The organism is Amycolatopsis acidicola, assembly GCF_007713735.2.
GTDB lineage: Bacteria > Actinomycetota > Actinomycetes > Mycobacteriales > Pseudonocardiaceae > Amycolatopsis_E > Amycolatopsis_E acidicola.
On sequence record NZ_VMNW02000055.1, the window covers coordinates 34,240 to 57,160 of the forward strand.

The 22,921-nt window shown below is 69.3% G+C and carries 22 protein-coding genes; 12 read left to right on the forward strand and 10 right to left on the reverse strand.

Annotated elements, in window-relative coordinates; genetic code table 11:
* Positions 1–39: 39 nt before the first annotated feature.
* On the reverse strand, positions 40–1,215 hold the full coding sequence (locus FPZ12_RS29300; protein WP_144755682.1) for a 4-hydroxybenzoate 3-monooxygenase: 1,176 nt from the start codon (positions 1,213–1,215) through the stop codon (positions 40–42).
* A 104-nt stretch (positions 1,216–1,319) separates the two neighbouring features.
* A complete protein-coding gene (locus FPZ12_RS29305) occupies positions 1,320–2,543 on the reverse strand; it encodes an oxygenase MpaB family protein (RefSeq protein WP_144755685.1) in 1,224 nt (407 codons plus the stop codon).
* 128 nt (positions 2,544–2,671) lie between these two features.
* Here FPZ12_RS29305 and FPZ12_RS29310 point away from each other — a divergent pair, with 128 nt between their 5' ends.
* The gene (locus tag FPZ12_RS29310; RefSeq protein ID WP_144755688.1) at positions 2,672–3,376 is read left to right on the forward strand and encodes a TetR/AcrR family transcriptional regulator; all 705 of its coding nucleotides are present in this window, start codon (positions 2,672–2,674) and stop codon (positions 3,374–3,376) included.
* Between the two features lie 5 nt (positions 3,377–3,381).
* Here the strand turns inward: FPZ12_RS29310 and FPZ12_RS29315 are convergent, their stop codons facing one another.
* Genes FPZ12_RS29315 through FPZ12_RS29325 form a run of 3 tightly spaced genes read right to left on the reverse strand, consistent with a single transcriptional unit; the run spans position 3,382 to position 7,361 of the window.
* Positions 3,382–3,858 carry a (2Fe-2S)-binding protein gene (locus tag FPZ12_RS29315; RefSeq protein WP_144755691.1) on the reverse strand — a complete coding sequence of 159 codons (477 nt, stop codon included), beginning with the start codon at positions 3,856–3,858 and terminating at the stop codon, positions 3,382–3,384.
* 13 nt (positions 3,859–3,871) lie between these two features.
* Complete coding sequence (locus FPZ12_RS29320) at positions 3,872–6,124, reverse strand: molybdopterin cofactor-binding domain-containing protein (RefSeq protein ID WP_144755694.1); 2,253 nt, start codon at positions 6,122–6,124, stop codon at positions 3,872–3,874.
* Between the two features lie 16 nt (positions 6,125–6,140).
* The gene (locus tag FPZ12_RS29325) at positions 6,141–7,361 is read right to left on the reverse strand and encodes an oxygenase MpaB family protein (protein ID WP_144755697.1); all 1,221 of its coding nucleotides are present in this window, start codon (positions 7,359–7,361) and stop codon (positions 6,141–6,143) included.
* 98 nt (positions 7,362–7,459) lie between these two features.
* Between FPZ12_RS29325 and FPZ12_RS29330 the strand changes: the two genes are divergently transcribed.
* A complete protein-coding gene (locus FPZ12_RS29330; protein ID WP_144755700.1) occupies positions 7,460–8,602 on the forward strand; it encodes an acyl-CoA dehydrogenase family protein in 1,143 nt (380 codons plus the stop codon).
* Positions 8,603–8,634: 32 nt separating this feature from the next.
* On the opposite strand, the gene FPZ12_RS29335 is transcribed toward FPZ12_RS29330, so the two are convergent.
* Entirely contained in the window at positions 8,635–9,477 is an 843-nt protein-coding gene (locus FPZ12_RS29335) for a helix-turn-helix transcriptional regulator (protein WP_144755702.1), read from the reverse strand.
* Between the two features lie 85 nt (positions 9,478–9,562).
* On the opposite strand from FPZ12_RS29335, the gene FPZ12_RS29340 reads away from it, so the two are divergent.
* Positions 9,563–10,342 carry an SDR family NAD(P)-dependent oxidoreductase gene (locus tag FPZ12_RS29340; RefSeq protein WP_144755705.1) on the forward strand — a complete coding sequence of 260 codons (780 nt, stop codon included), beginning with the start codon at positions 9,563–9,565 and terminating at the stop codon, positions 10,340–10,342.
* Positions 10,343–10,409: 67 nt separating this feature from the next.
* Here the strand turns inward: FPZ12_RS29340 and FPZ12_RS29345 are convergent, their stop codons facing one another.
* Entirely contained in the window at positions 10,410–11,222 is an 813-nt protein-coding gene (locus FPZ12_RS29345) for an MBL fold metallo-hydrolase (protein WP_144755708.1), read from the reverse strand.
* Between the two features lie 152 nt (positions 11,223–11,374).
* The gene (locus tag FPZ12_RS29350) at positions 11,375–12,268 is read right to left on the reverse strand and encodes a PDR/VanB family oxidoreductase (protein WP_208026060.1); all 894 of its coding nucleotides are present in this window, start codon (positions 12,266–12,268) and stop codon (positions 11,375–11,377) included.
* A 140-nt stretch (positions 12,269–12,408) separates the two neighbouring features.
* Here FPZ12_RS29350 and FPZ12_RS29355 point away from each other — a divergent pair, with 140 nt between their 5' ends.
* The 4 genes from FPZ12_RS29355 (at position 12,409) to FPZ12_RS29370 (ending at position 15,299) form a co-directional block, all read left to right on the forward strand.
* Positions 12,409–13,566 carry an acyl-CoA dehydrogenase family protein gene (locus FPZ12_RS29355; RefSeq protein ID WP_144755720.1) on the forward strand — a complete coding sequence of 386 codons (1,158 nt, stop codon included), beginning with the start codon at positions 12,409–12,411 and terminating at the stop codon, positions 13,564–13,566.
* A gap of 11 nt (positions 13,567–13,577) precedes the next feature.
* Positions 13,578–14,078 carry a DUF4442 domain-containing protein gene (locus tag FPZ12_RS29360; protein ID WP_144755723.1) on the forward strand — a complete coding sequence of 167 codons (501 nt, stop codon included), beginning with the start codon at positions 13,578–13,580 and terminating at the stop codon, positions 14,076–14,078.
* A gap of 11 nt (positions 14,079–14,089) precedes the next feature.
* A complete protein-coding gene (locus FPZ12_RS29365) occupies positions 14,090–14,953 on the forward strand; it encodes an alpha/beta hydrolase family protein (RefSeq protein WP_144755726.1) in 864 nt (287 codons plus the stop codon).
* An 82-nt stretch (positions 14,954–15,035) separates the two neighbouring features.
* Positions 15,036–15,299 (forward strand): hypothetical protein, encoded by a 264-nt coding sequence (locus FPZ12_RS29370; protein ID WP_144755729.1) that lies wholly within the window; start codon positions 15,036–15,038, stop codon positions 15,297–15,299.
* Between the two features lie 41 nt (positions 15,300–15,340).
* Here the strand turns inward: FPZ12_RS29370 and FPZ12_RS29375 are convergent, their stop codons facing one another.
* On the reverse strand, positions 15,341–16,690 hold the full coding sequence (locus FPZ12_RS29375; protein ID WP_144755732.1) for an MFS transporter: 1,350 nt from the start codon (positions 16,688–16,690) through the stop codon (positions 15,341–15,343).
* A gap of 259 nt (positions 16,691–16,949) precedes the next feature.
* Here FPZ12_RS29375 and FPZ12_RS29380 point away from each other — a divergent pair, with 259 nt between their 5' ends.
* The 4 genes from FPZ12_RS29380 to FPZ12_RS29395 are packed head-to-tail and all read left to right on the forward strand — an operon-like array spanning position 16,950 to position 21,187.
* Complete coding sequence (locus FPZ12_RS29380) at positions 16,950–18,062, forward strand: ABC transporter ATP-binding protein (RefSeq protein WP_144755735.1); 1,113 nt, start codon at positions 16,950–16,952, stop codon at positions 18,060–18,062.
* The gene (locus FPZ12_RS29385) at positions 18,059–19,429 is read left to right on the forward strand and encodes an ABC transporter substrate-binding protein (RefSeq protein WP_144755738.1); all 1,371 of its coding nucleotides are present in this window, start codon (positions 18,059–18,061) and stop codon (positions 19,427–19,429) included. Before FPZ12_RS29380 ends, FPZ12_RS29385 begins: the two co-directional genes overlap by 4 nt.
* Positions 19,426–20,367 carry a carbohydrate ABC transporter permease gene (locus FPZ12_RS29390; RefSeq protein WP_208026061.1) on the forward strand — a complete coding sequence of 314 codons (942 nt, stop codon included), beginning with the start codon at positions 19,426–19,428 and terminating at the stop codon, positions 20,365–20,367. Before FPZ12_RS29385 ends, FPZ12_RS29390 begins: the two co-directional genes overlap by 4 nt.
* Before the next feature lie 10 nt (positions 20,368–20,377).
* Positions 20,378–21,187 (forward strand): carbohydrate ABC transporter permease, encoded by an 810-nt coding sequence (locus tag FPZ12_RS29395; protein WP_144755742.1) that lies wholly within the window; start codon positions 20,378–20,380, stop codon positions 21,185–21,187.
* Between the two features lie 279 nt (positions 21,188–21,466).
* Here FPZ12_RS29395 and FPZ12_RS29400 read toward each other — a convergent pair whose 3' ends face one another.
* Positions 21,467–22,027, reverse strand: coding sequence for a TetR/AcrR family transcriptional regulator (locus FPZ12_RS29400; protein WP_144755745.1), 561 nt, complete (start codon positions 22,025–22,027; stop codon positions 21,467–21,469).
* Between the two features lie 83 nt (positions 22,028–22,110).
* Here FPZ12_RS29400 and FPZ12_RS29405 point away from each other — a divergent pair, with 83 nt between their 5' ends.
* Entirely contained in the window at positions 22,111–22,851 is a 741-nt protein-coding gene (locus FPZ12_RS29405; RefSeq protein WP_144755748.1) for an SDR family oxidoreductase, read from the forward strand.
* Positions 22,852–22,921 lie beyond the last annotated feature (70 nt).

Sequence of the window (22,921 nt, forward strand, 5' to 3'; positions counted from 1 at the left end):
GAAACCCGGATTCCCCCAGGGAATCCGGGTTTCCTTGCGTCAGAACCCGATCGGCAGGCCCGCGTAGTTCTCCGCCAGCCCGGTGCGCCCGGCTTCGCTGCTCGCGATCCAGCGCAGCTGCGAGAGCTGCAGCTGCTGGTCGAACGGGTCGCCGGACTGGTGGAGCATCGTCGTCATCCACCACGAGAAGTGCGTGCAGCGCCAGACCCGCCGCAGCGCGGTGTCCGAGTACGCGTCGGCGAGCGAGGAATCCTTGTCCTGCACCAAAGCCGCCAGTGCCGGAGCCAGCAGCGCGACATCGGCCACCGCCAGGTTGAGCCCCTTCGCGCCGGTGGGCGGCACGATGTGCGCGGCGTCCCCGGCGAGGAACAGGCGACCGTGGCGCATCGGCTGCTGCACGAAACTGCGCATCGGCAGCACGGACTTGTCGGTGATCGGCCCCGGCGTCAGCGTCCAGCCGTCCTGCCCGTGCCCGAGCCGCGTGGCCAGCGCCTCCCAGATCCGGTCGTCGGACCAGTCGGCGATGTCGGTGCCGTTGGGCACCTGCAGGTACAGCCGGCTCACGGTCGCCGAGCGCATCGAGTGCATCGCGAACCCGTCCGGATGCCAGGCGTAGATCAACTCATCGGTGGACGGCGCCACGTCCGCGAGCACACCGAGCCACGAGTACGGGTACGTGCGCTCCCACGTCTGCTTGCCCGCGTCCGGGACCGCCGCCCGGCACGGGCCGAACGAGCCGTCACAGCCCACGACCACGTCGGCGTCGAGCCGCTCGGCGCGGCCGTCCGCCCCGGTGAAGGTCACGTACGGCTGATCGGTCTCCAGGTCGTGCACCGCGGTTTCGCTGATCTCGTACCGGAATTCCTGCCCCGCGGCCTCGCGCGCCTTCCCGAGGTCCTTGGTGACCTCGGTCTGCCCGTACACGGTTACGCTCCGCCCGATCATGTCGACGAAGTCGAGGTGATGGCGCTCGTGTGGCCACTGCAGGTAGATGCCGCGGTGCTCGTCGCCCTCGCGTGCCAGCCGCTCCCCCAGCCCGCACTCGTGCAGAAGGTCCACTGTGGACTGTTCGAGGATCCCGGCGCGGATCCGTGCCTCGACATACTCCCGTGACCGGGTTTCCAGTACCACGGATTCGATTCCCGCGTTGTCGAGCAGATGGGACAGCAGCAACCCGGCAGGGCCGGCGCCGACGATGGCGACCTGAGTACGCATAACGCCGAGTTTCGGCGCTTTCCCGGCCTCTGACTACCCGTTTTCCCATTCAGCGGAAATCCGTCCGTGCCCGCCGGCCTCCCCCGTGGCCGGCGGGCACGAGCTCAGAACGGCCGGTTCGCGACCGGGATCTCGATGCTGATCGGCTTGGCTTCGGACAGGAACAGCAGCGCCGCCTGGCGGAGGAACTCGTCGAACGTCCAGTAGGCGGCGGGCGCCAGCGGGAACGGCAGCAGTCCCTCCCGGACGGCGACGAACGGGCCCCAGGCCGTGTTCAGAAGCGGGTCCCACACGGGCTCCTTGGGGATCTGCAGCCAGCCCGCGATCTGGTCCCCGAGCATGAAGCGCGTGAAGGCGCCGAGGATGTGCGGCGTCACGATGCCGCCGTCGACCGAGGAGCCGAGGTTGAGCAGGATGTTCGCCAGGTTGATGCCCTCGTCGGTCGGCGCCAGCACCGGGTCGAGCACCTGCTTGGCCTGGGAATTGGCCTCGTCCCACGAGTTCGGGATGTACTCGTCCTTGATCCCGAGCATGTGGGCGCCCAGCTGCCACGAGTGCAGGAAGGCGTCGGACTCGTCCGCTGGGATGGGCACCTTCCACGCGGTCAGCTTCTGCATCACCGTGGTCGGCAGGCTGTGCCAGGTGACCATCATGTCCCGCTGGCTGATCGGTACCGTCTGGTCGGCGTTCGCGGTCCAGTTCGGCGACTGCGGCAGCAGATGCCGCACGGCCGCGTGCACCATCCTGGTCTTCACCGCGGTCACGATCATCTCGCCGTCGGGTCCGAAGGCGTTCTCGGTGCCGATGTCGTAGCCGAGCTTGGCGGTCTTGGAGATGCGGTCCTTCATGTCCGCGCCGCCCTTGGAGTAGTACACGGCGCGCGCCTCGTGCGGGATGACCGTGCTCATCATCCCGCTGGCCAGGCCGTAGAGCACCCCCAGGTACAGCCCGCGCTTCTGGTTGAACCGGAACGCGGTGGCGAGTTTGTTCTGGTCCGCCCACGACGGCAGCTGCCGCGCCTGCTCCATGAACTCCTTGACGTCCGCGGGCAGCCCGGCAGGCAGCGCCTGGCCGTTCTTGGTCCAGGTGCGCAGCAGCTCGTTGACGGCGGGCACGTCGCCGCGGTCGATGACCGAGGCGAGCAGCGGATCGGCCTCCGGGTCCCACACCCAGCGCGGATCGGCCCCTTCCCCGGCCCCCGCGACCGACCCCTTCGCGGACCATGTCCACAGCGTCTGGGCCTGTGCCGGCGCGGCGACGCTCACCGCACCGAGCACCCCCAGTGCCCCACCGGCTTTCAGCGCGTTGCGCCTGGTGATTTTGTCCATTCCTTCGCTTCTCCTCGAGACAGAGAGCTGGAGTGATACTGTGATACGCAAATTGAATCTGCGTATCATTCATGAGACCACGTTGTGGGAGCCATCACAAGACCTAGGCTGAAAGCGGAAGGTGCGGCATGAGGCAGAATCAGCTGACCGAGGAGGTGATCGTGGAACCGGCTTCCCCTTTCCTGGGCCCGGCGGGCTCCGATTCGCTTTTGGAGCGCGCGTATACCGACGCGGTCGAACAGGTCGACGACACCGACCAGATCCGGGGCCGCGTGCTCGACGCGGCGTACGAACAGTTCTGCCGCATGGGCATCCAGCGGTCCACAATGGAGGATGTGGCGAAACGGGCCGGGGTTTCCCGTATCACCGTGTACCGCCGGTTCGCGAACAAGGACGCGCTCGTCGAACAGGTCGTCCGCCGCGAATTCCGGCGCTATTTCGACCAGTTCCTCGTCGACATCAAACAGGCGGAAACCGCGGCGGACCGGCTGGTGCTGGGTTTCGTCAGCTCGCTGCGGGCGATCCGGCGGAACCCGCTGATCGGCGGCCTGCTGGACGCGGAGCCGAACCTGCTCGTGCAGTCCATGATCACCGACGACGGCGCGATCCTCGCCACGGTGCGGCAGTTCGTCGCCGGCCAGCTCCGCCAGGAGCAGCACGCGGGCACCATGCCCGCCGAGACGGACGCCGATCTCGCGGCCGAGATGATGGTCCGGGTGTCCGCCTCCTTCCTGGCGATCCCGAGCCGCCTGATCGACCTCGACGACGAGGAGCAACTCGCCGCGGTGGCGCGGAAGTTCCTCGTGCCGATGCTGCAGCCCCGCGAGGGCTGACTCGCTCACATGTTCTTCGCCCCCGTCCTGATGGCGTCGCGGATCCGGACGTAGGTCCCGCAGCGGCAGATGTTGCGGAGGCTGTCCAGGTCGTCGTCGGTGAGGTCCCGGTTCTCGGCGGCGACACGGCGTACCAGCGCGACGGCGGCCATGATCTGCCCCGGCTGGCAGTAGCCGCACTGCGCGACGTCGTGGTCGAGCCACGCCTGCTGCATCGGGTGCAGTTCCCGGCCCACCGTCGCCGGGAGTCCTTCGATGGTGGTGATCTCGTCGTCCGGCCCGATGTCCCGCACGGGAATGGAGCACGGGTTGATCGCCTTGCCGTTGAGGTGGCTCGTGCACGCCTTGCAGACGTTGATGCCGCAGCCGTACTTCGGCCCGGTGATGCCGAGGACGTCGCGCAGCACCCACAGCAGCCGCTCGTCGTCGGGGACATCGACGGTCACCTGCGCGCCGTTGACCCGGAAAGTGTGTTCTGACAAGGAAAACCTCCGTTCACCACGCGTAGTTCAGTCCGTCGAGCGGCGAGGCGGGCACCGGCGGGACGGTGGGTTTCGGGGTGAAGGACAGCGTGCCGTGGTTGACCGGGAACCGGGTGGGCATGGTCCCGGTGGCCCGCCCGTAGGCGCACGCGACCGCCGCCATCGAACCGGCCACGGCGAGCTCACCCGCGCCGCCCGGTTCCTCCGACGAACTGGGCAGCACCAGGATCCGCAGTTCCAGCGTGGTGTTCCACTGCCGGGTGTAGAAGTAGTTGTCCCAGCTGGCTTCCAGGAAGTAGCCGTCCTTCAGGTGCAGGCTGGACGTCAGCGCCTGCGCGATCCCGTCGGAGATGCCGCCCATCATCTGCGCCTCCAGCCCGCGCGGGTTGACGGCGAGCCCCACGTCCACGGCGAACACGACCTTCGTGACGCGCGGGCCGGCCACGCCGTCGCGAATGGGCCTGCCGGTCGTCGCGGGGCGGCAGTCGATCTCCACGAGGCAGGCGCTCACCGAGTGGTATTCGGCGTGGAACGCGATGCCCTGCGCGGTGCCGGCCGGCATGGCCCGGCCCCAGGAACCGGCCTGTGCCACGGCATCGAGCGCCGCCCGTGAGCGATCGTCGTGGATCCGCTCGCGCCGGAACTGGTAAGGATCCTGGCCGCGCCGGGCCGCGAGCTGGTCCACGATCAGCTCGCGCGCGGTGGTGACGTCGGGCGAATAGACGTTGCGCATACTGCCGGTGTTGAAGCTCTTGTCGGTCTCGCTCAGCAGCTGGCTGCTGGGCCCGAAGTCGTACGGCATCGTCTGGCTGAGCTGGAAGAACACCTCGGAGAACCCGATGTCCCCCACCGGAAGCCGCGCGGCCAGCGCGGTGACGATCTCGCCGAACCCGTGGCTGAGATCGGTGGAAACGCTGGTGTGCCGTTGTTCGTAGCCGAGCACGACATCGCCGGCATACGCCACGCGCACTCGTGACGTCGCCATCGGGTGTGTGCGGCCCTGGCGCGAATCGTCGGCGCGGTGCCACATGAGCTTGACCGGCTTGCCCATCTTCCGCGACGCCTCGGCGGCCTCCAGCGCGGCGTCGAAGAAAAGCTTGCGCCCGAAGGAACCACCACCTTCGACCACGTGCACGCTGACCGCGTCGACGGGGATCCCGAGTTTCAGCGCGATACTCTGCCGCGCGACGATCGGCGATTTCAGCGACGCCCAGATCTCGGCCCGCCCGTGCCGCACGTCCGCCACCGCGCAGTTGGTCTCCAGCGCGCTGTTGCTGCGGAACTGGAACGTGAACCGGCCCTCCACCGTCGGCGTGAGCGGCGGGAGCCCGGGCGGCAGCTCGGCCGCGGCGAGTTCCCGCTGCACGACGTCGTCGGATTTCCCTTCCGCGGTACCGGGTTTCCACGAAACCCGCAGCGCACGCACGGCCTCGATGCACTGCCCGAACGTGCCGGCCCGCACGGCCACGCCGGTGGAGATCACCGCGATGTCGGTGACCCCGGGCATGGCCCGCACTTCGTCCATATTGGACACCGAGCCGACCGTGCCGTTGAGCGTAGGCGGACGGCACACCATGGCCGGTTTCGCGTCCGGGACCTGGAGATCCATCGCGAAGGTCTTGCGCCCGGTGACCGCCGCGAGCGCGTCGACCCGGTTGCGAGGCGTGCCGATGACCGAGAAATCCGCCCGGGACGTGAGCGTGACCGACACCTGCTGGGTCGTCGTGCTCGCCGCTTTCTTCGCGAGCGAGCCGATTTCGATGCCCCGGCCCGACGGGCCGGTGACCACACCGGACCGCAGGCTGAGCGCGGCGACCGGCGCGCCCAGCTCCGCGGAAGCCGCCTGCAGCAAGCGATCCCGGGCGATCGCCGCGGCGACCCTGATCGGGGTGTAGGTCGAGATCGTCGTGTTCGACGCGCCGGTGAGCTGGTTGAACAACAGCTCCGGCCGGGCGTCGGCCAGTGTCACCCGCACCCGCTCCAGCGGCACGGACAGTTCCTCGGCGATCAGCATCGCGCTCGACGTCGTGATGCCCTGTCCCACTTCCGCCCGCGGCAACGCGAACGAGACCGTGCCGTCCTCCCCGACCTCCACCGTGATCAGGCCGGAGGTCGGCAGGGCGGCCGCGGTCAGCGCGGAATTGAGATCGAGCAGATCCGCGACCTCCGGGGACGCCCCGGCCACGCCGGGTTCCGCCGCGGCCACCAGTGCCGGGGCCGCGAGCACGAAACCGAGGAACTGCCGGCGCCGGAGAGAATGACCCATCTCGTCGTCATCCCGTTCAGCTCGGCCGGTTGATCGTCGGGATGTCGATCACGGTGCCCTGTCCCTTGGTGAGGTAGAAGAGGATGTACTGGCGGGCGGCCTCGTCGATCACCCACGCCGCTTCGGGCACGAGCGGCAACGGGACGAGGCCCTCGCGGAAGGCCACCAGCACCGGCCACGCGGCGGAAACCGCGGGGTCCCAGACGGGTTCACGCGGGATGGCGTCCCAGTCGGCCACCTGGTCGCCGACGAGGTAGCGGGCGAGCGCGTTGCACAGCGGCCTGCTGATGCTGCCCGGGCTGGTCTGCTCGGCGAGCTGGCCGAGCAGGATGTCGGTCAGCTCGATGCCCTCGCGCGTCGACGCCATCGCCGGGGGCAGCACCTGGTCCGACTGCGCGTTGGCCGCGTCCCAGGAGGCGGGGATGTACTCGTCGCGGATGCCGAGCATGTGCGCGGTCACCTGCCACACGTGCAGGTAGGCCGCGGAGTCGGCGGCGTTGATCGGCACCTTCCACTCGAGCATCTTGCGCATCGCGAAGGTCGGCAGGGTGTGCCAGGTGACGAGCATGTCGTTCTGGCTGATCGGCACGTCACCGGTCCAATAAGGAGACTGCGGCAGCAGATGCCGCACGGCGGCGTGCACCAGCCGCGTCTTCACCGCCTGCACGATGCAGGTGCCGGCGGGCTGGTAGGCGTCCAGCGCGCCGACGGCGAAGCCCAGCATGCTCGTCTTCGCGACGCGGTCCTCCATGTCCGCGCCACCCTTGGAGTAGTAGACCGCCTGGGCCTCCTTGACGATCGCGGTGCTGAGCATTCCGCCGCCGACCCCGTTGAGCAGGTTGAGATACAGCCCGCGGCGCTTGTTGAAGTCCGCGGCCTGGTTGAGCTTCGCCTGATCGGCCCAGGCGGGCAGCTGGCGCGCCTTCTCCATGAACGCGTGGAGGTAGTCGGGCAATCCGTCCGGCAACGGCTGGTCGTTGCGGGTCCAGTTCTTCAGCAGGGCGTTGACCTGGGGCACGACCCCGCTGTCGAGCAGGGCCGCGGCGACCGGATCGGCCTCTTCGTCCCAGACCCACCTCGGATCCGCGCCCGCCCCGGCCCCGGCGACCGAACCACTCGGCGCCCAGGTCCAGTTCATCAAGGTTCTCGCCTGCGCGGGCGAGGCGACGCTCAGCGCGCCGATCGCCCCGAGCGCACCGCCGGAAAGCAGCATCTTGCGTCGGCTGAGGTTCGCCATGTCGTGAACTCCTCCTCGAGTCCCGAAGGCCGTTGATATAGAGATACATAACACGTAGCCTTGTATCTCTACAAGCTCCGGATGGACGCAGGAGGAAAATTCTCGTGACCCTGACCACCGAACAGCGTGATTTCGTCACCGCCGTCGACGAGTTCTGCCGCCGCGAGGCCGGCACCAGGGAGCAGTGGCTCCGGCTCACCGACGAGGGGCGGAATCCGCACAACGAGGCGCTGTACCGGAAGATGGCCGAGCTGGGCTGGCTCGGCGTGGCCTTCCCCGAGGAATACGGCGGCGCGGGCCAGGGCATGCTGGAACTGGTGCTGTTCCTGGAAACCACGGGATACCACCAGGTGCCGATCGGCGGGTTCGCCACCTCGGTGATCACCGCCGCGTCGTACGAGAAGTTCGCAGGCGAGGAGCGCAAACGCGAGGTGCTCGGGGATTTCCTGCGCGGCGACGTGCTCTCGGTGTCGATGTCCGAGCCCGGCGCGGGTTCCGACGTCGGCGCGCTCTCCTGCAAGGCGGTCCAGCAGGAGGACGGCTGGGTGATCAACGGGCAGAAGACGTGGTGCTCCAACGCGCACATCGCCAAGCACATCCTGCTCGTCGCGCGCACCTCCGGGGACGGCGGGAAACACGACGGGCTGACCATGTTCTCGGTCCCGGCGGGCACGGAAGGCCTTGCGGTGCACGGGATCGACACGATGGGCGGGCGTGAGGTCAACGACCTCTACTTCACCGACTGCGTGCTGCCGGAGAACGCGGTGGTCGGCGAGCCGGGGCAGGGCTGGGGCCAGCTGATGGCCGGGCTGAACCTGGAGCGGATGATCCTCGCCGCGCTGATGCTCGGCACCGCGCGCCGCGCGTTCGACGACACGGTGGCTTATGTGCGGGAGCGCAGGCAGTTCGGCCGTCCCGTCGGCTCGTTCCAGGCGCTCAAGCACCGGCTCGCCGACCACGCCACGGAACTGGAGTGCACCCGGCTGCTCGTGCACGACGTGGCGCGCAAGATCGACGCCGCCGGCGGGAAACCGTTGCCGCGTGAGGCTTCCATGGCGAAGCTGAAGGCGACCGAGTTCGCCAAGGCGATGGCCCTCGACGGGATGCAGATGCTGGGCGGATACGGCTATGCCACCGAATACGGCATGGAGCGGCTGCTGCGTTCGACGGTGGTGTCCACTGTGTACGGTGGCACGAGCGAGATCCAGCGCGACATCATCGGCAAGACGTACGGGCTGTAGGCGCGTCTCCCTCGACGGCCGGGCCTTCGGTGCTAGAGCTGTGCTTCCGTCCCGAGGACGTTCAGCAGTGCCAAGGCTTCGGCGTCGTGGGAGCCGGCTGGCGCGCTGTAGAGCACCAGGTGCTGGTCGCGGTCGGAGAGCATGAGGCTGTCGCAGTCGACGGTGATCTCCCCGACCGCCGGATGCCGGAACGTCTTGCGGAGCACCGGCGCGGCCTGCACGTCGTGCCGCTCCCAGAGCCGGGCGAAGTCGGGGCTGCCTTCGCGGAGGTCCGCGACCAGCCCCGCCACGGCCGGGTCGGACGGGTAGCGGGCGAAGGTGGCCCGCAGCTCCATCACCACGTGGTGCCGGAAATCCGCGAGATCCGAGATCCCGTACAGCCTCGTGCCGGGGTGGGCGGGCCCGAGGAACGCGCGGCGCGCGAGGTTGCGGTCCTCGGGGGCGAGCTTGCCGAAGTCCTCCATCAGCGCGGCCGCGAGCTCGTTCCACGCGAGCACCTCGAACGCGGCGGAGATCACGAAGGCGGCCGTCTGCGGCAGCCGCTCGATGAGCGCGAGGATGCTCGGCCGGACGTCGCGGCGGTGCAGCCCGGTGCGGTTCGGCGCCGTGCCCGCGAGGACGTGCAGGTGGTCGGACTCGGCGTCGGTGAGCCGCAGCGCGACCGCGATCCCGGCGAGGACCTCGCCCGACGGACGCGGCGCGCGGCCCTGCTCGAGCCGGACGTAGTACTCCGTCGAGATGTGCGCGAGAACGGCCACCTCCTCGCGCCGCAGCCCCGGCGTGCGGCGACGCGGCCCCGAGGGGAGGCCGACGTCGTCGGGCCGGAGCCGCTCGCGGCGGCTGCGGAGGAACGCCCCGAGCTCGTGCTTGTCCATACCTCCAGTCTGCCCGCCCCGCGGCGGCGGATCCTGGTACCGCCTGTGCCTGCCTCCGGCGCGGCCGCCGGACTGCACTGGGGACATGACCGAAATCGACACCACTCCTCGCGGCCTGCTCACCGGCAAGGTCGTGTTCATCACCGGCGCCAGCCGCGGAATCGGGGCGGCCGCGGCCCGGCTCTTCGCCCGCGAAGGCGCCTCCGTCGTACTCGCCTCCCGCGGCACCGCCGCACTCGACCTCCTCGTCAAGGAAATCCGCGCGGACGGCGGCGTCGCCGATTCCGTGGCGGTGGATCTGGCCGACAACGAGAGCGTGCGCGCCGCCGTCGACCACATCGGGCAGCTGCACGGGCGGCTCGACGGCGCCTTCAACAACGGCGCCGCGATCCAGCAGCCCGGCCCGCTCGACGCCACGAGCGACGAGGACATCGACCGGCAGTTCGCGGTGAACTTCCGCGGGCACTGGACCGCGATGACCGCCGAAGCCGGGCTGATGCGCGAACACGGCGGCGGGGCGATCGTCAACACTTCGAGTATCGGCAGCCGCCGCGCGAACCCCGCGCTTCCCGCTTACGGGGCCATGAAACGGGCGCTCAACAGCATCACCGAGACCGCGGCCGTGACCTGGGCGGCACAGGGCATCCGGGTCAACGGCATCACCCCCGGCGGCACCGCGACGGAGATGATCGACGCATGGGAGGCGGCGACGCCCGGCATCGTCGAGCACATCAAGGCGTCGAGCCCGCTCGGCCGGATGGCCGAACCCCGCGAGGTCGCCGAGGTGGCCGCCTGGCTCCTCAGCGATCGTGCTTCGATGGTGACAGGCGCGATCGTCCCGGTGGACGGCGGCGCCGGCGCGTGAGAGCGGCGCCGTGTAGGTCGTTATACACCGGTGGGGCGGTCTCGAACACCGCCCCACCATGGGGCTTTCACCTCACAGGCACCTGAACGACCTCGCCCGGCCTGGCGAGCCGGATCGGGCCGTCGAACTCACTCGCCGCGTCGGCGCGCAGCGCGTCCAGCCACTCCGGTTCGGTGCAGCAGAAGTGCGTCAGCATCAGCTCCCCCACCCCGGCGCGGGCCGCGATGCGCCCGGCGTCGCCGCCGCACAGGTGCCCGTGATCGGTCTGATCCGGGACGCTGAGCGTCGCCTCGGCGAGCAGCAGATCGGCGTCCGCCGCGAGCTTCGTCGTCGCATCGGTCACGCCGGTGTCGCCGGTGTACGCGATCGTCCGGCTGCCGCTCTCCACGCGGATCCCGCAGTTGGGCAGCACGTGCTTCAGCTCGTGCAGGCCGACCGTGGCGTCGCCGATCTCGAACCGGTCGCCCGACTCGTACTCGCGCACCGCGAAGGCGCGTTCGAAGGCCTGGTCGAGCATCGGCATCGACGTCACCGGGAACAGCCCCGCCCAGCGGGCGAACAGCTCCCGCGCCCCGGCCGGTACGAACAGCGGCACCGGCCGCAGCTCCTCGGTGACCGGGTCGGGCCCGCCGGGGAACCGCAGCGAGTCCGAGATCAGGATCTTGCCCAGCGGCAGCAGGTCGTAGCAGTGGTCGGCGTGCAGGTGGCTGATGACGATGGCGTCCAGCGCGGCGGGCCCGGTGACCGCGGACAGCGCGGTGGCGATGCCGGGCCCGCAGTCCAGGAGGATCCGCGTCCGCGCGGTGTCCACGAGGTAGCCGGAACTCGGGTGGCCACCGGCGGGCATCCCCGACCGGCATCCGAGAACGGTGAGCTGCATACGTGCCTTCCGATCTGCCGATGTCGTTTCCCCGCGCGTGCACCGGCGGCCGGTGGCCCGCGCTGGCTTCCTGGCAGCATGACCGTTGCGCGCCCGCCGGGCAGCCACGAACGGCGAAGATCGAATGATCGATTGGCGGCGCCTATCGCCTGTCAGAGGTCCAGCACGAGCCGCGGCGAGCGGGCGCGGGACACACAAACCATCATGGTCTTGCCCGCCGCGCGTTCCTCTTCGGACAGCACCGAATCACGGTGGTCCACTTCCCCTTCCAGCACCGGGGTCTCGCAGCTGCCGCAGGTTCCTTCGCGGCACGAGGACGGCATCGGGATGCCCGCGGCATCGAGAGCGTCCAAAATGGACTCTTCCGGTCCGACCGGGATGGTGCGGCCACCGGCGGACACCTCGAACCCGGCCGAAGGTCCACTTTGCTCACGAGCGTGGAACCGCTCCACGCGCAATCGTCCTGGCGGGCAGACCTTTTCCGCCGCCGCGAGCAAGGGTTCCGGGCCGCAGCAGTACACCGGGGCGTCGCTCGCCGCGAAGATTTCCTTCAACGGCAGCAAACCGTGTTCGTCCTCGGGGAGCACGTGCACGCGTTCGCCGTACCGGGAAAGCTCGTCGAGGAAAGCCATCCGGTCCCGCCGGCGCCCTCCGTAGTACAGCTCCCACGAGGCGCCCGCGGCGTCGGCTTCGCGGAGCATCGGGAGCAACGGCGTGATCCCGATCCCACCGGCGACGAACACGTATTCCGGCGATGGAGTGAGCGGGAAATTGTTGCGGGGCTCACCGGCGCGCAGCTCGTCGCCGACCCGCACCTCGTCGTGCAGATGCCGCGAGCCGCCGCGGCCGGGATCCTCGCGCAGCACCGCGATCCGCCACGGCGCGCCGGGTTCGCCGCACAGCGAGTACTGCCGCACCAGCCCGGGCCGGACCTCCACGTCGATGTGGGCACCGGGAGCCCACGCCGGCAGGTCACCGCCGGTTAGCTCGATCGACGCCACTTCTTCGGCCAGTAAGGTTTTCGCCGTAACCCGGACCGTTCGCACGTACCCTCCTCGCTCCACGAAACGCTTCCAGCGTCACGAAGAACGCGGCCGATTCGCCGTGCGCGCCGACATCCGACTCGCCCGATTGGTTTTCACAATGAAGTCCCGGCGCCGCGCGGGCGCGGGGCGAGACTGGGCGCATGGACACGCGGGAACTCGCCGACCGTACTCGCCGTTTCGTCACCGAAGTCGTCTTCCCCGTCGAACGGGAGATCGTCGCCGACAGCCGCCCGATGGACGACGCGCTCCGCCTCGAACTGCAGAAGGCCGCGAAGGAAGCCGGGGTGTTCGGGCCGCTTTCGCCCGTGCAGTACGGCGGGCTCGGCCTCGACACCCGTGCGCAGGCCGTGGTGCTGGAAGCCGCGGGCACCAGCCTGATCGGCCCGCTCGCGCTGAACTGCTGGGCTCCCGACGACGGCAACATCCACCTGCTCGCTCACGCCGCGAACGCGACGCAGGCCGAACGCTACCTCGCCCCGCTGGCCTCCGGCGAAGTCCGCTCCGCGATCGCGATGACCGAGCCCGCGCCCGGCGCCGGTTCGGATCCGGGCATGCTGCGCACCACCGCCGAGGAGGTGGCTGGTGGCTGGATCATCAACGGCGCCAAGCATTTCACCACCGGCGCCGACGGGGCCGCGTTCGTCATCTGCGTCGCGCGCACCGAGGACGGGCCGACGATGTTCCTGGTGGACAAGGACAATCCCGGGTTCCGGGTGATCCGCCGGATGCCGACGCTGGACCACACCAGCGCGCCCGGCGGGCACTGCGAGGTCACCTTCACCGACTGCTTCGTGCCCGACGAGGCGGTGCTCGGCGAAGTCGGCCAGGGCATGGAGTACGCGCAGGTGCGGCTCGCCCCGTCACGGCTGACGTTCTGCATGAACTGGCTCGGGCTCGCCGTCCGCGCGCAGGAGCTGACCGCGCGGCACATCTCCGGGCGCGAGTCGTTCGGCGCGCGCATCGCCGACCACGGGATGGCGCAGGCACAGCTGGCCGACAACGAAATCGACATCGAGGCCTCGCGCGGGCTGATCCTGCGCGCCGCCACGGCGATCGACGAAGAAGGAGCCGCGAGTTCGCCCGCCCGTCATCTCGCGTCGGTGGCGAAGACCTTCGTCTCCGAAGCAGTGTGGCGGGTGCTGGACCGCGCCGTCCAGCTGCACGGGGCGCTCGGCGTCACCGAAGACCACCTGGTGGCGCGGTTCCTGGTCGAGGCAAGGGCGTTCCGCATCTACGAGGGTCCGTCCGAAGTGCTCCGCTGGTCCATCGCGCGGCGTGTGCTGCGCACCCATCGTTGAGGGGAAAACCCATGACAGACACCGCTCTCACGTTCTCCGCCGCGTTCGCCGCGGCCGTCACCGGCGAGCCCGACTACGACAAGCTGCGCGAGATCTCCTCGACGCTGGTGCCCTTCGGCAACCACGCCGGGATCGAGATCACCGGGATCGCCCCGGAGCGGGCGGTCGTGGAGATCCCGGATGAGCCGCACCTGCGCAACCACCTGAACACCGTGCATGCCGGGGCCCAGTTCCTGGCCGCCGACATCGCGGGCGCGTGCGCGTTCGTCGGTGCCGTCGCGCCCGCACTGTCCACTGTGGACATGCTGGTGCTGCGCACGGCGGGCTCGGCGTTCCGCAAGCCCGCGATCGGCCGGATCCGCGCCGTCGCCACCGTCGACGAGCGCGACGCGCGGGCGATCATCGCCGGTGGCGGCGGCCGCTTCGACCTCGACGGCCGGGCGCACCTGTACGACGAGAAGGACGTGCTGGTCGCCAAGTTCACCTTCGAGTACGTCTGCACCACCTCCTGAGAGGCGACGGGATGTTCTCCGAGCTCGAATCACTGGACGTCACGACCGCGGACGGCCAGTCCTTCGTGGTCCGCCTGCTGCCGCACCAGGACCCGGCCGCGCCGGTCGTGCTGCTGCTGCCCGCGATGGCGATGAAGGCGAAGTTCTACCTGCCGATGGCCAAGGCGCTGCGGGAAGCCGGCCTCACCGCGGCGACCGTCGACCTGCGCGCGCAGGGCGAAAGCAAGCCCGCGCTGCGCGAGGGCCCGGATTTCGGGTACCGGGAGCTGATCGAGGTCGACCTGCCCGCGATCGTGCGGGCGCTCCAGGAGCGTTTTCCGGGCGCGCCGCTGCACCTGTTCGGGCACAGCCTCGGCGGGCAGGTCGCGCTGCTGTACGCGAGCGCGCACCGGGACCAGATCGCCGGTGTCGCCACGATCGGGACGGGCACGGTGTTCTGGCGCGCCTTCGGCCCGCGCCGGTGGGCCGAAGCGCTGGGGAAGATCCAGTGGATCGGGCTGGTTTCGCGGGTCAAGGGCTGGTGGCCCGGTGGCGTGCTGATCCCGGGCGCGATGGCGGGTGGCGTGATGATCGACTGGTCGCGGCACTCGCTGACCAGCCGGTACCGGCCGAAGGGCACGTCGCGCAACTACAACGTGCTGCTCAGGGCACTGGACCTGCCGGTGCTGCTGATCTCACTGGACGAGGACACCCTCGGCCCGAAGTCCAATGTGGACTTCCTCGGCGGCCGTATCCCGGCGGCGAAACTCGCGAAGTGGCACATCGACGCGGATTCCGGGGTGGCGCACCGCGACCATTTCGCGTGGATCAAGGACAGCGACGTGATCGCCCCCGCCGTGGCGGCGTGGCTGGTGGAGGGGAAACCTCCGGCGTAGGACTGTTACAGCGTACCGTTCCCGGAAGCCGCCGGCTTCCGGGAACACGCATCACGAGCCTTGGTCTCGCATCGTCGCGGCCGTGATCCTCGTGGTCGCGGTGCTCGGGATGGTGTGGCAGGTGCACGCAACGGGAATCGTCTCGAACTTCGACTTCTCCCACCCGACTTCGGCTGGACAGCTCTCGTGCGGTGTTCCCCTAGCCGCCAACCACGGCTTCGATCTGGACAACCAGCGAGCCTGCGACGCCGCGGTCGCGGCGCGTAGAGCCTGGGTGTTCCCGCTGATCGCTCTCGGTCTCCTGGGGCTGGCCGGGTCCTTTGTCCGAGTCCGGTTGCGGAACTGAACGCGAACACCAGCCACCGGACCGCAGAGCATCGACCGGCGTCAGCTCACGGGTGCCGGTACCGGCTCCGCCACCGCGGTTCGCTGCATCAGGACCGCCACCACACCGAGCAAAGCGCCCGCGGCCGCCACCAGGAAAGTGATCGTCGGCGTGGGCAGGATCCCGGCCAGCGCCACCCCGAACACCGCGCCGAACTGGCGGAACGTGTTCATCGTGCCCGAAGCCGTGCCGCCGAGGGACGGCGGGACCGCGCCCATCATCGCCTGGATCGCGACCACCCCGCCGGACAACGGGATCCCGACGCCCAGCAACACGAAAGCCCAGCCATAGCCCGGATACGGCACCCCGGTCTCCAGCAGCGTGAGCCCGGCGAGGCCGGTCGTGATGCACGCCAGGCCGGTCACCATCGTGCGCCGCGTGCCCAGCCTGGCCACCACCGACGAAGCGAAAATCGCCGTGACGCCGAGGAAACCGAACAGGGCGAGGAACCGCAAACCGGTTCCCAGCGGGGAAAGCCCGAGCGTGTCCTGCAGATACACGGTCACCACATACAACACCGCGTAGAGCCCGAAGAGCCCGAGGAAGTTCACCGCGCAAGCGATGGCGACCGCCGGGATCCGCAACAACCGCGGCGGCAGCATCGGCGCGGGCGCGCGCAGTTCCCACCCCACGAACACGGCCAGCGCGACCACTCCCCCGGCCAGCAGCGCCACGACGGGCACCGAACCCCAGCCGTACGAACCGCCCTCGATGAGCGCGAACGTCAACGCGGAACCGCCCAGCACGAACAGGATCTGCCCGGCGAAGTCCAGCCGACGCCCGCCCGCCGGGGCCACCGAGGGCATCGTCCACAGCAGACCGAGTACGGCGACCAGCCCGATCGGCAGGTTGATCCAGAACATGCCGCGCCACCCCGACGCCTGCACCAGCACCCCACCGAGCAGCGGCCCGAGCGCGAGCGCGACACCGCTGGTGCCGCCCCACACGCCGATGGCCGTCGCGCGGGCGCGGGCGTCGTCGAACAGGGACGACGTCACGGCCAGCGAAAGCGGAACGACGGCCGCGGCGCACACGCCTTGCGTGGCACGGGCCCCGATGAGGAACCCGATGTCCGGGGCGAGCGCGCACGCGACGGACGCGAGCGTGAAGCCCGCCGTCCCGAGCAGCAGCACCGTCTTGCGGCCGAGGCGATCGCCGAGCGAACCGGCGGTGAGCAGGAGGCACGCGAACGCGAGCGTGTAAGCGTCGAGCAGCCACTGGGCGGCGGTCTCCCCGGCGCCGAGATCGGCGTCGATGGCGGGGATCGCGACGGGCGTGATGCTGGTGTCCAGATACACCAGGAACGTCGCGACGCAGACCAGGGTCAGCACGAGCCGGGGGCGCGGAGTCACTGATTCACGCTAACCGCGGGCTTCCGGCCGGAATGCCCTCTCGAAGGCGATTGTTCTCAACCGATCGGAAATTCCGATGGCCGCCCGTGATTCGGCTCGCCGATCGATGCGCAGGCGATTTCGATAATCCCTGTTCCGGGCTCTGATCAGCGGTTTTGCCGATTTCACTCGTGTCCGCCCGTTCACCTGCGATACATCCCGCGATGGTGTGATCCCGGGGCATCGCAGTGATCACGGAAAACGCACGGGAGGCCATTCGGTGAGCCGGATCCAGCTCGAAGGGGCGACCAAACGGTTCGGCGGGGTCGCCGCCGTGGACGAGGTGAGCCTCGACATCGGCGACGGGGAGTTCCTCGTGCTGCTCGGCCCGAGCGGGTGCGGGAAGTCGACCCTGCTGCGCGCGATCGCCGGGCTCGCCCCACTGACCGCCGGCCGGATCACCCTGGACGGCAAGGACATCACGCACACCCCGCCCCGGGACCGCGACCTCGCCATGGTGTTCCAGAGCTACGCGCTGTACCCGCACCTTTCGGTCGCGCGCAACATCGGGTTCCCGCTGCGCGCCCGCGGCCGGTCGAAGGCGCAGGCGCGCGACAAGGTCGACGAGGTCGCGAAGGTCCTGGACCTCGCCGACTTCCTCGAGCGCAAACCGCGCGAGCTGTCCGGCGGGCAGCGGCAGCGGGTGGCGCTGGGCCGGGCGCTGGTGCGCGATCCCGGCGCGTTCCTGATGGACGAGCCACTGTCCAATCTGGACGCGAAACTGCGGACCGCGACCCGCTCCGAGCTGACCGAGCTGCACCGCAGGCTCGGCACCACGTTCGTCTACGTCACCCACGACCAGGTGGAGGCGATGACCATGGCGACCCGGATCGCCGTGCTGAACAAGGGAAAACTCGAACAGGTCGGCACCCCCGCGCAGGTCTACGACGAGCCCGCGTCCACCTTCGTCGCGAGCTTCCTCGGCGCGCCGGCGATGAACCTGCTGCCCGCCACACTCGTCAGCCGCGGCGGTTCGCTGTTCGCCGTGGCGTCCGAGCTCGAGGTTCCGCTCGGCATCACCGCCGAGCTGCCGGAAACCGAGGTCACCCTCGGGATCCGGCCCGAGCACCTGCGCCTCGGCGGAGAACGCCGCGACCTGCGCGGAATCGTGCGCCTGCTGGAAAACCTCGGCAGCGAAGAGGTCGCGCACTGTTCGGTCGGCGACACGCGGGTCTGCGTGCGCGGCCCGCGCCCGCTCGGGCTCGCCGCCGGTGACGACGTCAGCCTCTCCACCGACCCCGCCCACGTGCATCTGTTCCACCGCGACAGCGGCAGGCGGCTGCTCTGGGCTCCCTCGCTTTCCCCCGCCCCGACAAAGGAGTTCCAGGTATGAAACGGAAAGTGGCCGCGCTCGCGGTCGTCACCGCGCTCACGGCTACGGCCTGCGGCCTCGGCAGCACGGACGCCGGGCAGACCAGCACGGTCGCCCGCGCCCCCGAGCTCGCGGCCGACCAGCAGGTGTCGATCGTGTTCGAGAGCTACAACTTCGGCCAGGCCGGCGCCTGGACCGACACCTTCAACGAGCTGATCGGCAAGTTCCAGCAGGCGCACCCCAACATCCACGTCAAGGCGCAGAAGCCGCAGGGCAACAGCCCCAACCCGGCGACCGACACGATCTCCTCGATCCAGGCGCAGATGGCCGCGGGCAGCCCGCCCGATGTCGCGCAGCTCGGCTTCTCCGACCTCGACTTCACCATCCACGGCCTCGGCGCGAAGCCGCTGGACGACGTTGTCGGCAAGGAAGCCGTGCAGGCCAACTTCGACGGCGCGAAGTACCCCTACGCCCCGGCCGCCCGCACGCTGGGCGACTGGGAAGGCAAGACCTACGGGGTGCCGTTCGTGTTCTCCACCCCGGTGCTCTACTACAACGCCACCCTGTTCCAGCAGGCCGGACTCGACCCGAGCAAACCGCCCACGACGTGGGCCGAGGTGCAGCAGGACGCGCAGGCGATCAAGAACGTCACGCACAAGGACGGCGCCTACCTGGACTGCCTGACCAAGACCGCGAAGGACTGGTGCTACCAGAGCCTGGTGCGTTCCGACGGCGGCCGCGTGCTCAGCGAGGACCGCAAGACGCTCACCTTCGACGACGCCACCAACGTGGACGTCGTGAAGATGGCGCAGAACATGGTGAACACCGGCAGTACCCCGAAGCTGACGCAGCAGCAGGGCTACGAGGAGTTCGCGCGCGGTGACCTGGGGATGATCCTGGAGACCAGCGCGATCCAGGCCACGTTCACCAAGGGCGCCAAGGACAAATGGGACCTGCGCGCGGCGCGGATGCCGAGCTTCGACGGCAAGCCGACCGTGCCGACCAACTCGGGTGCCTCACTGTTCGTGCTGTCCAACGACGCGGCCAAGCAGCGCGCGGCCTGGGAGCTGATCAAGTTCCTGACCAGTGAGGACGCCTACACCACGATCGCCAGCAAGATCGGCTACCTGCCGCTGCGCACCGGCCTGCTGGACGACCCGAACGGGCTGCAGGCGTGGGCCGCGAAGAACCCGATGATCAAGCCGAACGTCGAGCAGCTGGCCAGGATGGAGCCCTGGACCTCCTTCCCCGGCAACAGCTATCTGCAGATCCGGGACGGGATGATGGACGCCGTCGAGAAGTCCGTCTACCAGGGCGCGGACCCGCAGTCCACGCTCACCGCGGCGAAGAACCAGGCGGTGTCGCTGATGCCCGGTGGCGGCAAGTGACGTTCGTCGAGATCCCCGCGCCGGTGGCGGTGGCCGTGCCCCGTGTGGCAAGGCCGTCGCTGCCGGTGCGGCTCTTGCGGGCCGCGCCGCCGTACCTGTACCTGGCGCCCGCGTTGGCGTTGCTGGTGATCTGGACCTACCGGCCGCTGGTGCAGACGGCGCAGCTGTCGTTCTACTCGTGGAATCTGCTGCCGACGCAGCCGATGGTGCCGGCGGGTTTCGCCAACTACGAACGGCTCCTGCAGCTGCCCGCGCTCGGGCAGTCGGTGACGCGGACGCTGTTCGTGATCGGCGGGCTGCTGCCGTTCACGATCGGCATCCCGGTGCTCGTCGGCCTGCTGAGCAAGCGGATCAAGGGCCGGGCGCGGAGCGTGTACCAGGCGCTGGTCTTCTCGCCGATGCTCGTGGCTCCGGTGGCGAGTGCCGCGGTGTGGCAGTGGCTGCTGGACCCGGGCGCGGGCGCGGTGAACCGGCTGCTGGGCACGTCGGCGAACTGGCTGCACGAGATCACCACGGCGAATCCGGCGATCGTGCTGATCACCGGCTGGCATCTGGTGGGTTTCGCGGTGCTGGTGGTTTCCGCCGGGCTGGCCAACATCAACGGCGACTACGCCGAGGCGGCGCAGCTGGACGGGGCTTCGCGCTGGCAGATCACGCGGTGGATCACGCTGCCGCTGCTTTCGCCGACACTGGTGTTCCTGACCCTGATGACCGTGTTGTTGTCGGCGCAGTGGACGTTCCCGCTGATCGACACGCTCACCCAGGGCGGCCCGGCCGATGCCACCACGAACGTCTACTACCTGTTGTGGGACTACAGCTTCCACAGCTACGACGCGGGTCTCGGTGCCGCCGCGGGGATGCTGTTGTTCATCGGTTTCGGTGTGGTAGCGGCGATCCTCGTGTGGCTTTCCGAGCGGCTGACCTTCCACGACAACTGAGGAGACGAGCGTGGGCGAACGGTGGCGGACGATCCGGGGGCACGCGGTGCTCGCCGTACTCGGCGTGCTGTGCGTGTTCCCGATCTACTGGCTCTACGCCACTTCACTGCGGCGGCCGGGTGACGTACTCTCGCTCCGGCCGTTCCCGTGGCCGCTTTCCCTCGGCAACTACGCGGACGCGGCGGGCAAGGTCGACGTGGCCGGGCTACTGGGCAACACGATGATCGTCGCCCTGCTGACCGCCTTCGGCCAGCTGCTGACCGGCCTCCTGGCCGCGTACGCCTTCGCCGCTTGGCGCTTTCCCTTGCAGCGCGCACTTTTCCTGGCGTTCGTCGGGACCTGGCTGGTGCCGTTCCAGGTCACGATGCTGCCCAACTACGTGCTGCTGTTCCAGCTCGGGCTGCTGAACACGCTGGCCGGGGTGATCATCCCGAACCTGTGCTCGGCGCTCGGCGTGCTCATGCTGCGGCAGCATCTGGACGGGTTCCCGAAGGAGCTGCTGGAAGCGTCCAAAATGGATGGCCGTTCATCGTGGGCGACACTGTGGACGGTCGTGGTGCCCAACCTGCGTCCCGCACTGGCGGCGCTGACCATCCTGCTGTTCGTGAACTCGTGGAACGAGTACTTCTGGCCCGCGATGGTGCTCCAGCGGAACAATGCCGTGCTACAACTGGGTTTGCGGAGTTTCATGGGCACGGAAGGCAACGACTGGGGCCCGCTGATGGCCGTGGCCGGACTGGCATGTTTGCCGGTTTTCGCACTGTATCTGGTACTGCAACGGCACATCGTGAACGCCTTCGTCCGATCAGGTTTGAAGTAGGGACGGCGTCCCTCGGCCTTGTGGTTGCTCGGCTTGGGGCAGCAACGGACGCGCGCAGGGCGCGCTGTGTGGACCCCTCCGCCGCCCCGATCGGTGAGTGTTTGCGATCTTGGGGCTGCGTCAAGGCGGGAAAGAGTACCTTGACCCAGCCCCAAGATCGCAAAAGCAGGCTGGGGATCGGAGCGGCGGAGGGGTGTGGTCGTCGGGACGGCTCGCTTCGCGTTGCCGGGTGGCGGTCTTGGGAGTGGGTCGTCGGGAGTGCGGGGCGGCAGTTCTCTCTCAGCGAGAACGCAAGCCGTCGACGATCACCGTTATTACTGTGGGTGCGCGGGTGTCCCATTCCGGCTCGGGGATTCGCGACAGGGCGCCCAGTAGCAGGATCACGTCTGCCGCGTCGATTCCCTGGCGTACGTCGCCGGCGGCTTGGCCTCGCGAGAGCAACGTCGCGAGTGCCTCGTCCAGCCGGTGATGCTGCCCCGCATAGAGGTCCTGCCACGCCGAGGCCTCGATCACCGCCATGACGCCGCGCTTCACGCGCGCGTACTCGACCACCCGTTCCAGCCAGGCGGTCAGTGCGCGAAGCGGCGGGCGCTCCGCGAGGAGCGGCTCGACGGTGTCGACGAGTTGGGTCAACTCCTGGCTGTAAACCGCGGCCAGCAGGTGCTCGCGAGTCGGGAAGTGGCGGTACAGGGTTCCTTGCCCGACACCCGCCGACTTCGCGATGCCGTGCAGTTTCAGCTCGGCGACCGCACCGTTCGACCTGCGCAGCTCGGCCCGCGCGACCTCGACGATGCGGTCCCGGTTGGCCACGGCATCCGACCTCAGCTCACGACCCGTCACAGCACCTCCCCTAAGCGGACAGTTGTCCGGTACAGTGGAAGACGTAACCGGACAACTGTCACCTTAGAGCAGGAGACCTCTCGATGAGTGGTGTGGACAGCAAGGTCGTCGCGATAACCGGCGCGAGCAGCGGGATCGGCGCGGCGACGGCGGTGGAGTTGGCGGCCCGCGGGGCGGCCGTGGTCCTGGGCGCCCGGCGCACGGACCGGCTCGAGTCCGTCGTGGAGCGGATCCGGAACGCGGGTGGGCGCGCCGAGTTGCTGGACGTCGACGTCACGAAACGCGTCGACCTTGAGCGACTGGTGGCGTTGGCTGTGGAGCGGTTCGGGCGGCTGGATGTGTTGGTGGGTAACGCCGGAGTCGCGAGGATCGCGCCCGTCGAGAAGCTCGACGTGGACGACTGGGACGCGATGATCGACGTCAACCTGCGTGGTGTGCTGCACGGGATCGCCGCGGCGCTGCCGGTGTTCCGCAGCCAGGGCCATGGGCATCTCGTTACGACGATCTCGACGTCGGGAATCAAGATCGTGCCAGGTCAGGCTGTCTATGCCGGGACCAAGAACGCCGTGCGCACGCTGCTCGAAGCCCTGCGCCAGGAGTCGACCGACGGCGTCCTGCGCACGACGTCGATCTCGCCGGGGTTCGTGCAGACCGAGCTGGTCGACTACGTGGACGACCCTGAGCAGCGTGAGCAGGCCCAGCAGGCGATGGCGGCGCTCGGCATCAGCCCGGACGCCGTCGCGCGCGCCATCGCGTTCGCGATCGAGCAGCCGGAGGACGTCGAGATCGGCGACATCACCATCCGCCCCGCCCGCCAGGGCTGAGCAGCGCCGGCCTGTCAGGTGCGCATGGTGTGGAGGGTGTTGCGGCGGGGTTCTTGGTGGGGGTCGATGT

Excerpts from the sequence above, each read along its gene's own strand:
- FPZ12_RS29325 (WP_144755697.1), bottom strand. The coding sequence starts at position 7,361 with ATGGCGAACCTCAGCCGACGCAAGATGCTGCTTTCCGGCGGTGCGCTC.
- FPZ12_RS29385 (WP_144755738.1), top strand. The coding sequence starts at position 18,059 with ATGAAACGGAAAGTGGCCGCGCTCGCGGTCGTCACCGCGCTCACGGCT.
- FPZ12_RS29305 (WP_144755685.1), bottom strand. The coding sequence starts at position 2,543 with ATGGACAAAATCACCAGGCGCAACGCGCTGAAAGCCGGTGGGGCACTG.
- FPZ12_RS29335 (WP_144755702.1), bottom strand. The coding sequence starts at position 9,477 with ATGGACAAGCACGAGCTCGGGGCGTTCCTCCGCAGCCGCCGCGAGCGG.
- FPZ12_RS29340 (WP_144755705.1), top strand. The coding sequence starts at position 9,563 with ATGACCGAAATCGACACCACTCCTCGCGGCCTGCTCACCGGCAAGGTC.
- FPZ12_RS29320 (WP_144755694.1), bottom strand. The coding sequence starts at position 6,124 with ATGGGTCATTCTCTCCGGCGCCGGCAGTTCCTCGGTTTCGTGCTCGCG.
- FPZ12_RS29365 (WP_144755726.1), top strand. The coding sequence starts at position 14,090 with ATGTTCTCCGAGCTCGAATCACTGGACGTCACGACCGCGGACGGCCAG.
- FPZ12_RS29405 (WP_144755748.1), top strand. The coding sequence starts at position 22,111 with ATGAGTGGTGTGGACAGCAAGGTCGTCGCGATAACCGGCGCGAGCAGC.
- FPZ12_RS29345 (WP_144755708.1), bottom strand. The coding sequence starts at position 11,222 with ATGCAGCTCACCGTTCTCGGATGCCGGTCGGGGATGCCCGCCGGTGGC.
- FPZ12_RS29300 (WP_144755682.1), bottom strand. The coding sequence starts at position 1,215 with ATGCGTACTCAGGTCGCCATCGTCGGCGCCGGCCCTGCCGGGTTGCTG.
- FPZ12_RS29310 (WP_144755688.1), top strand. The coding sequence starts at position 2,672 with ATGAGGCAGAATCAGCTGACCGAGGAGGTGATCGTGGAACCGGCTTCC.
- FPZ12_RS29355 (WP_144755720.1), top strand. The coding sequence starts at position 12,409 with ATGGACACGCGGGAACTCGCCGACCGTACTCGCCGTTTCGTCACCGAA.
- FPZ12_RS29360 (WP_144755723.1), top strand. The coding sequence starts at position 13,578 with ATGACAGACACCGCTCTCACGTTCTCCGCCGCGTTCGCCGCGGCCGTC.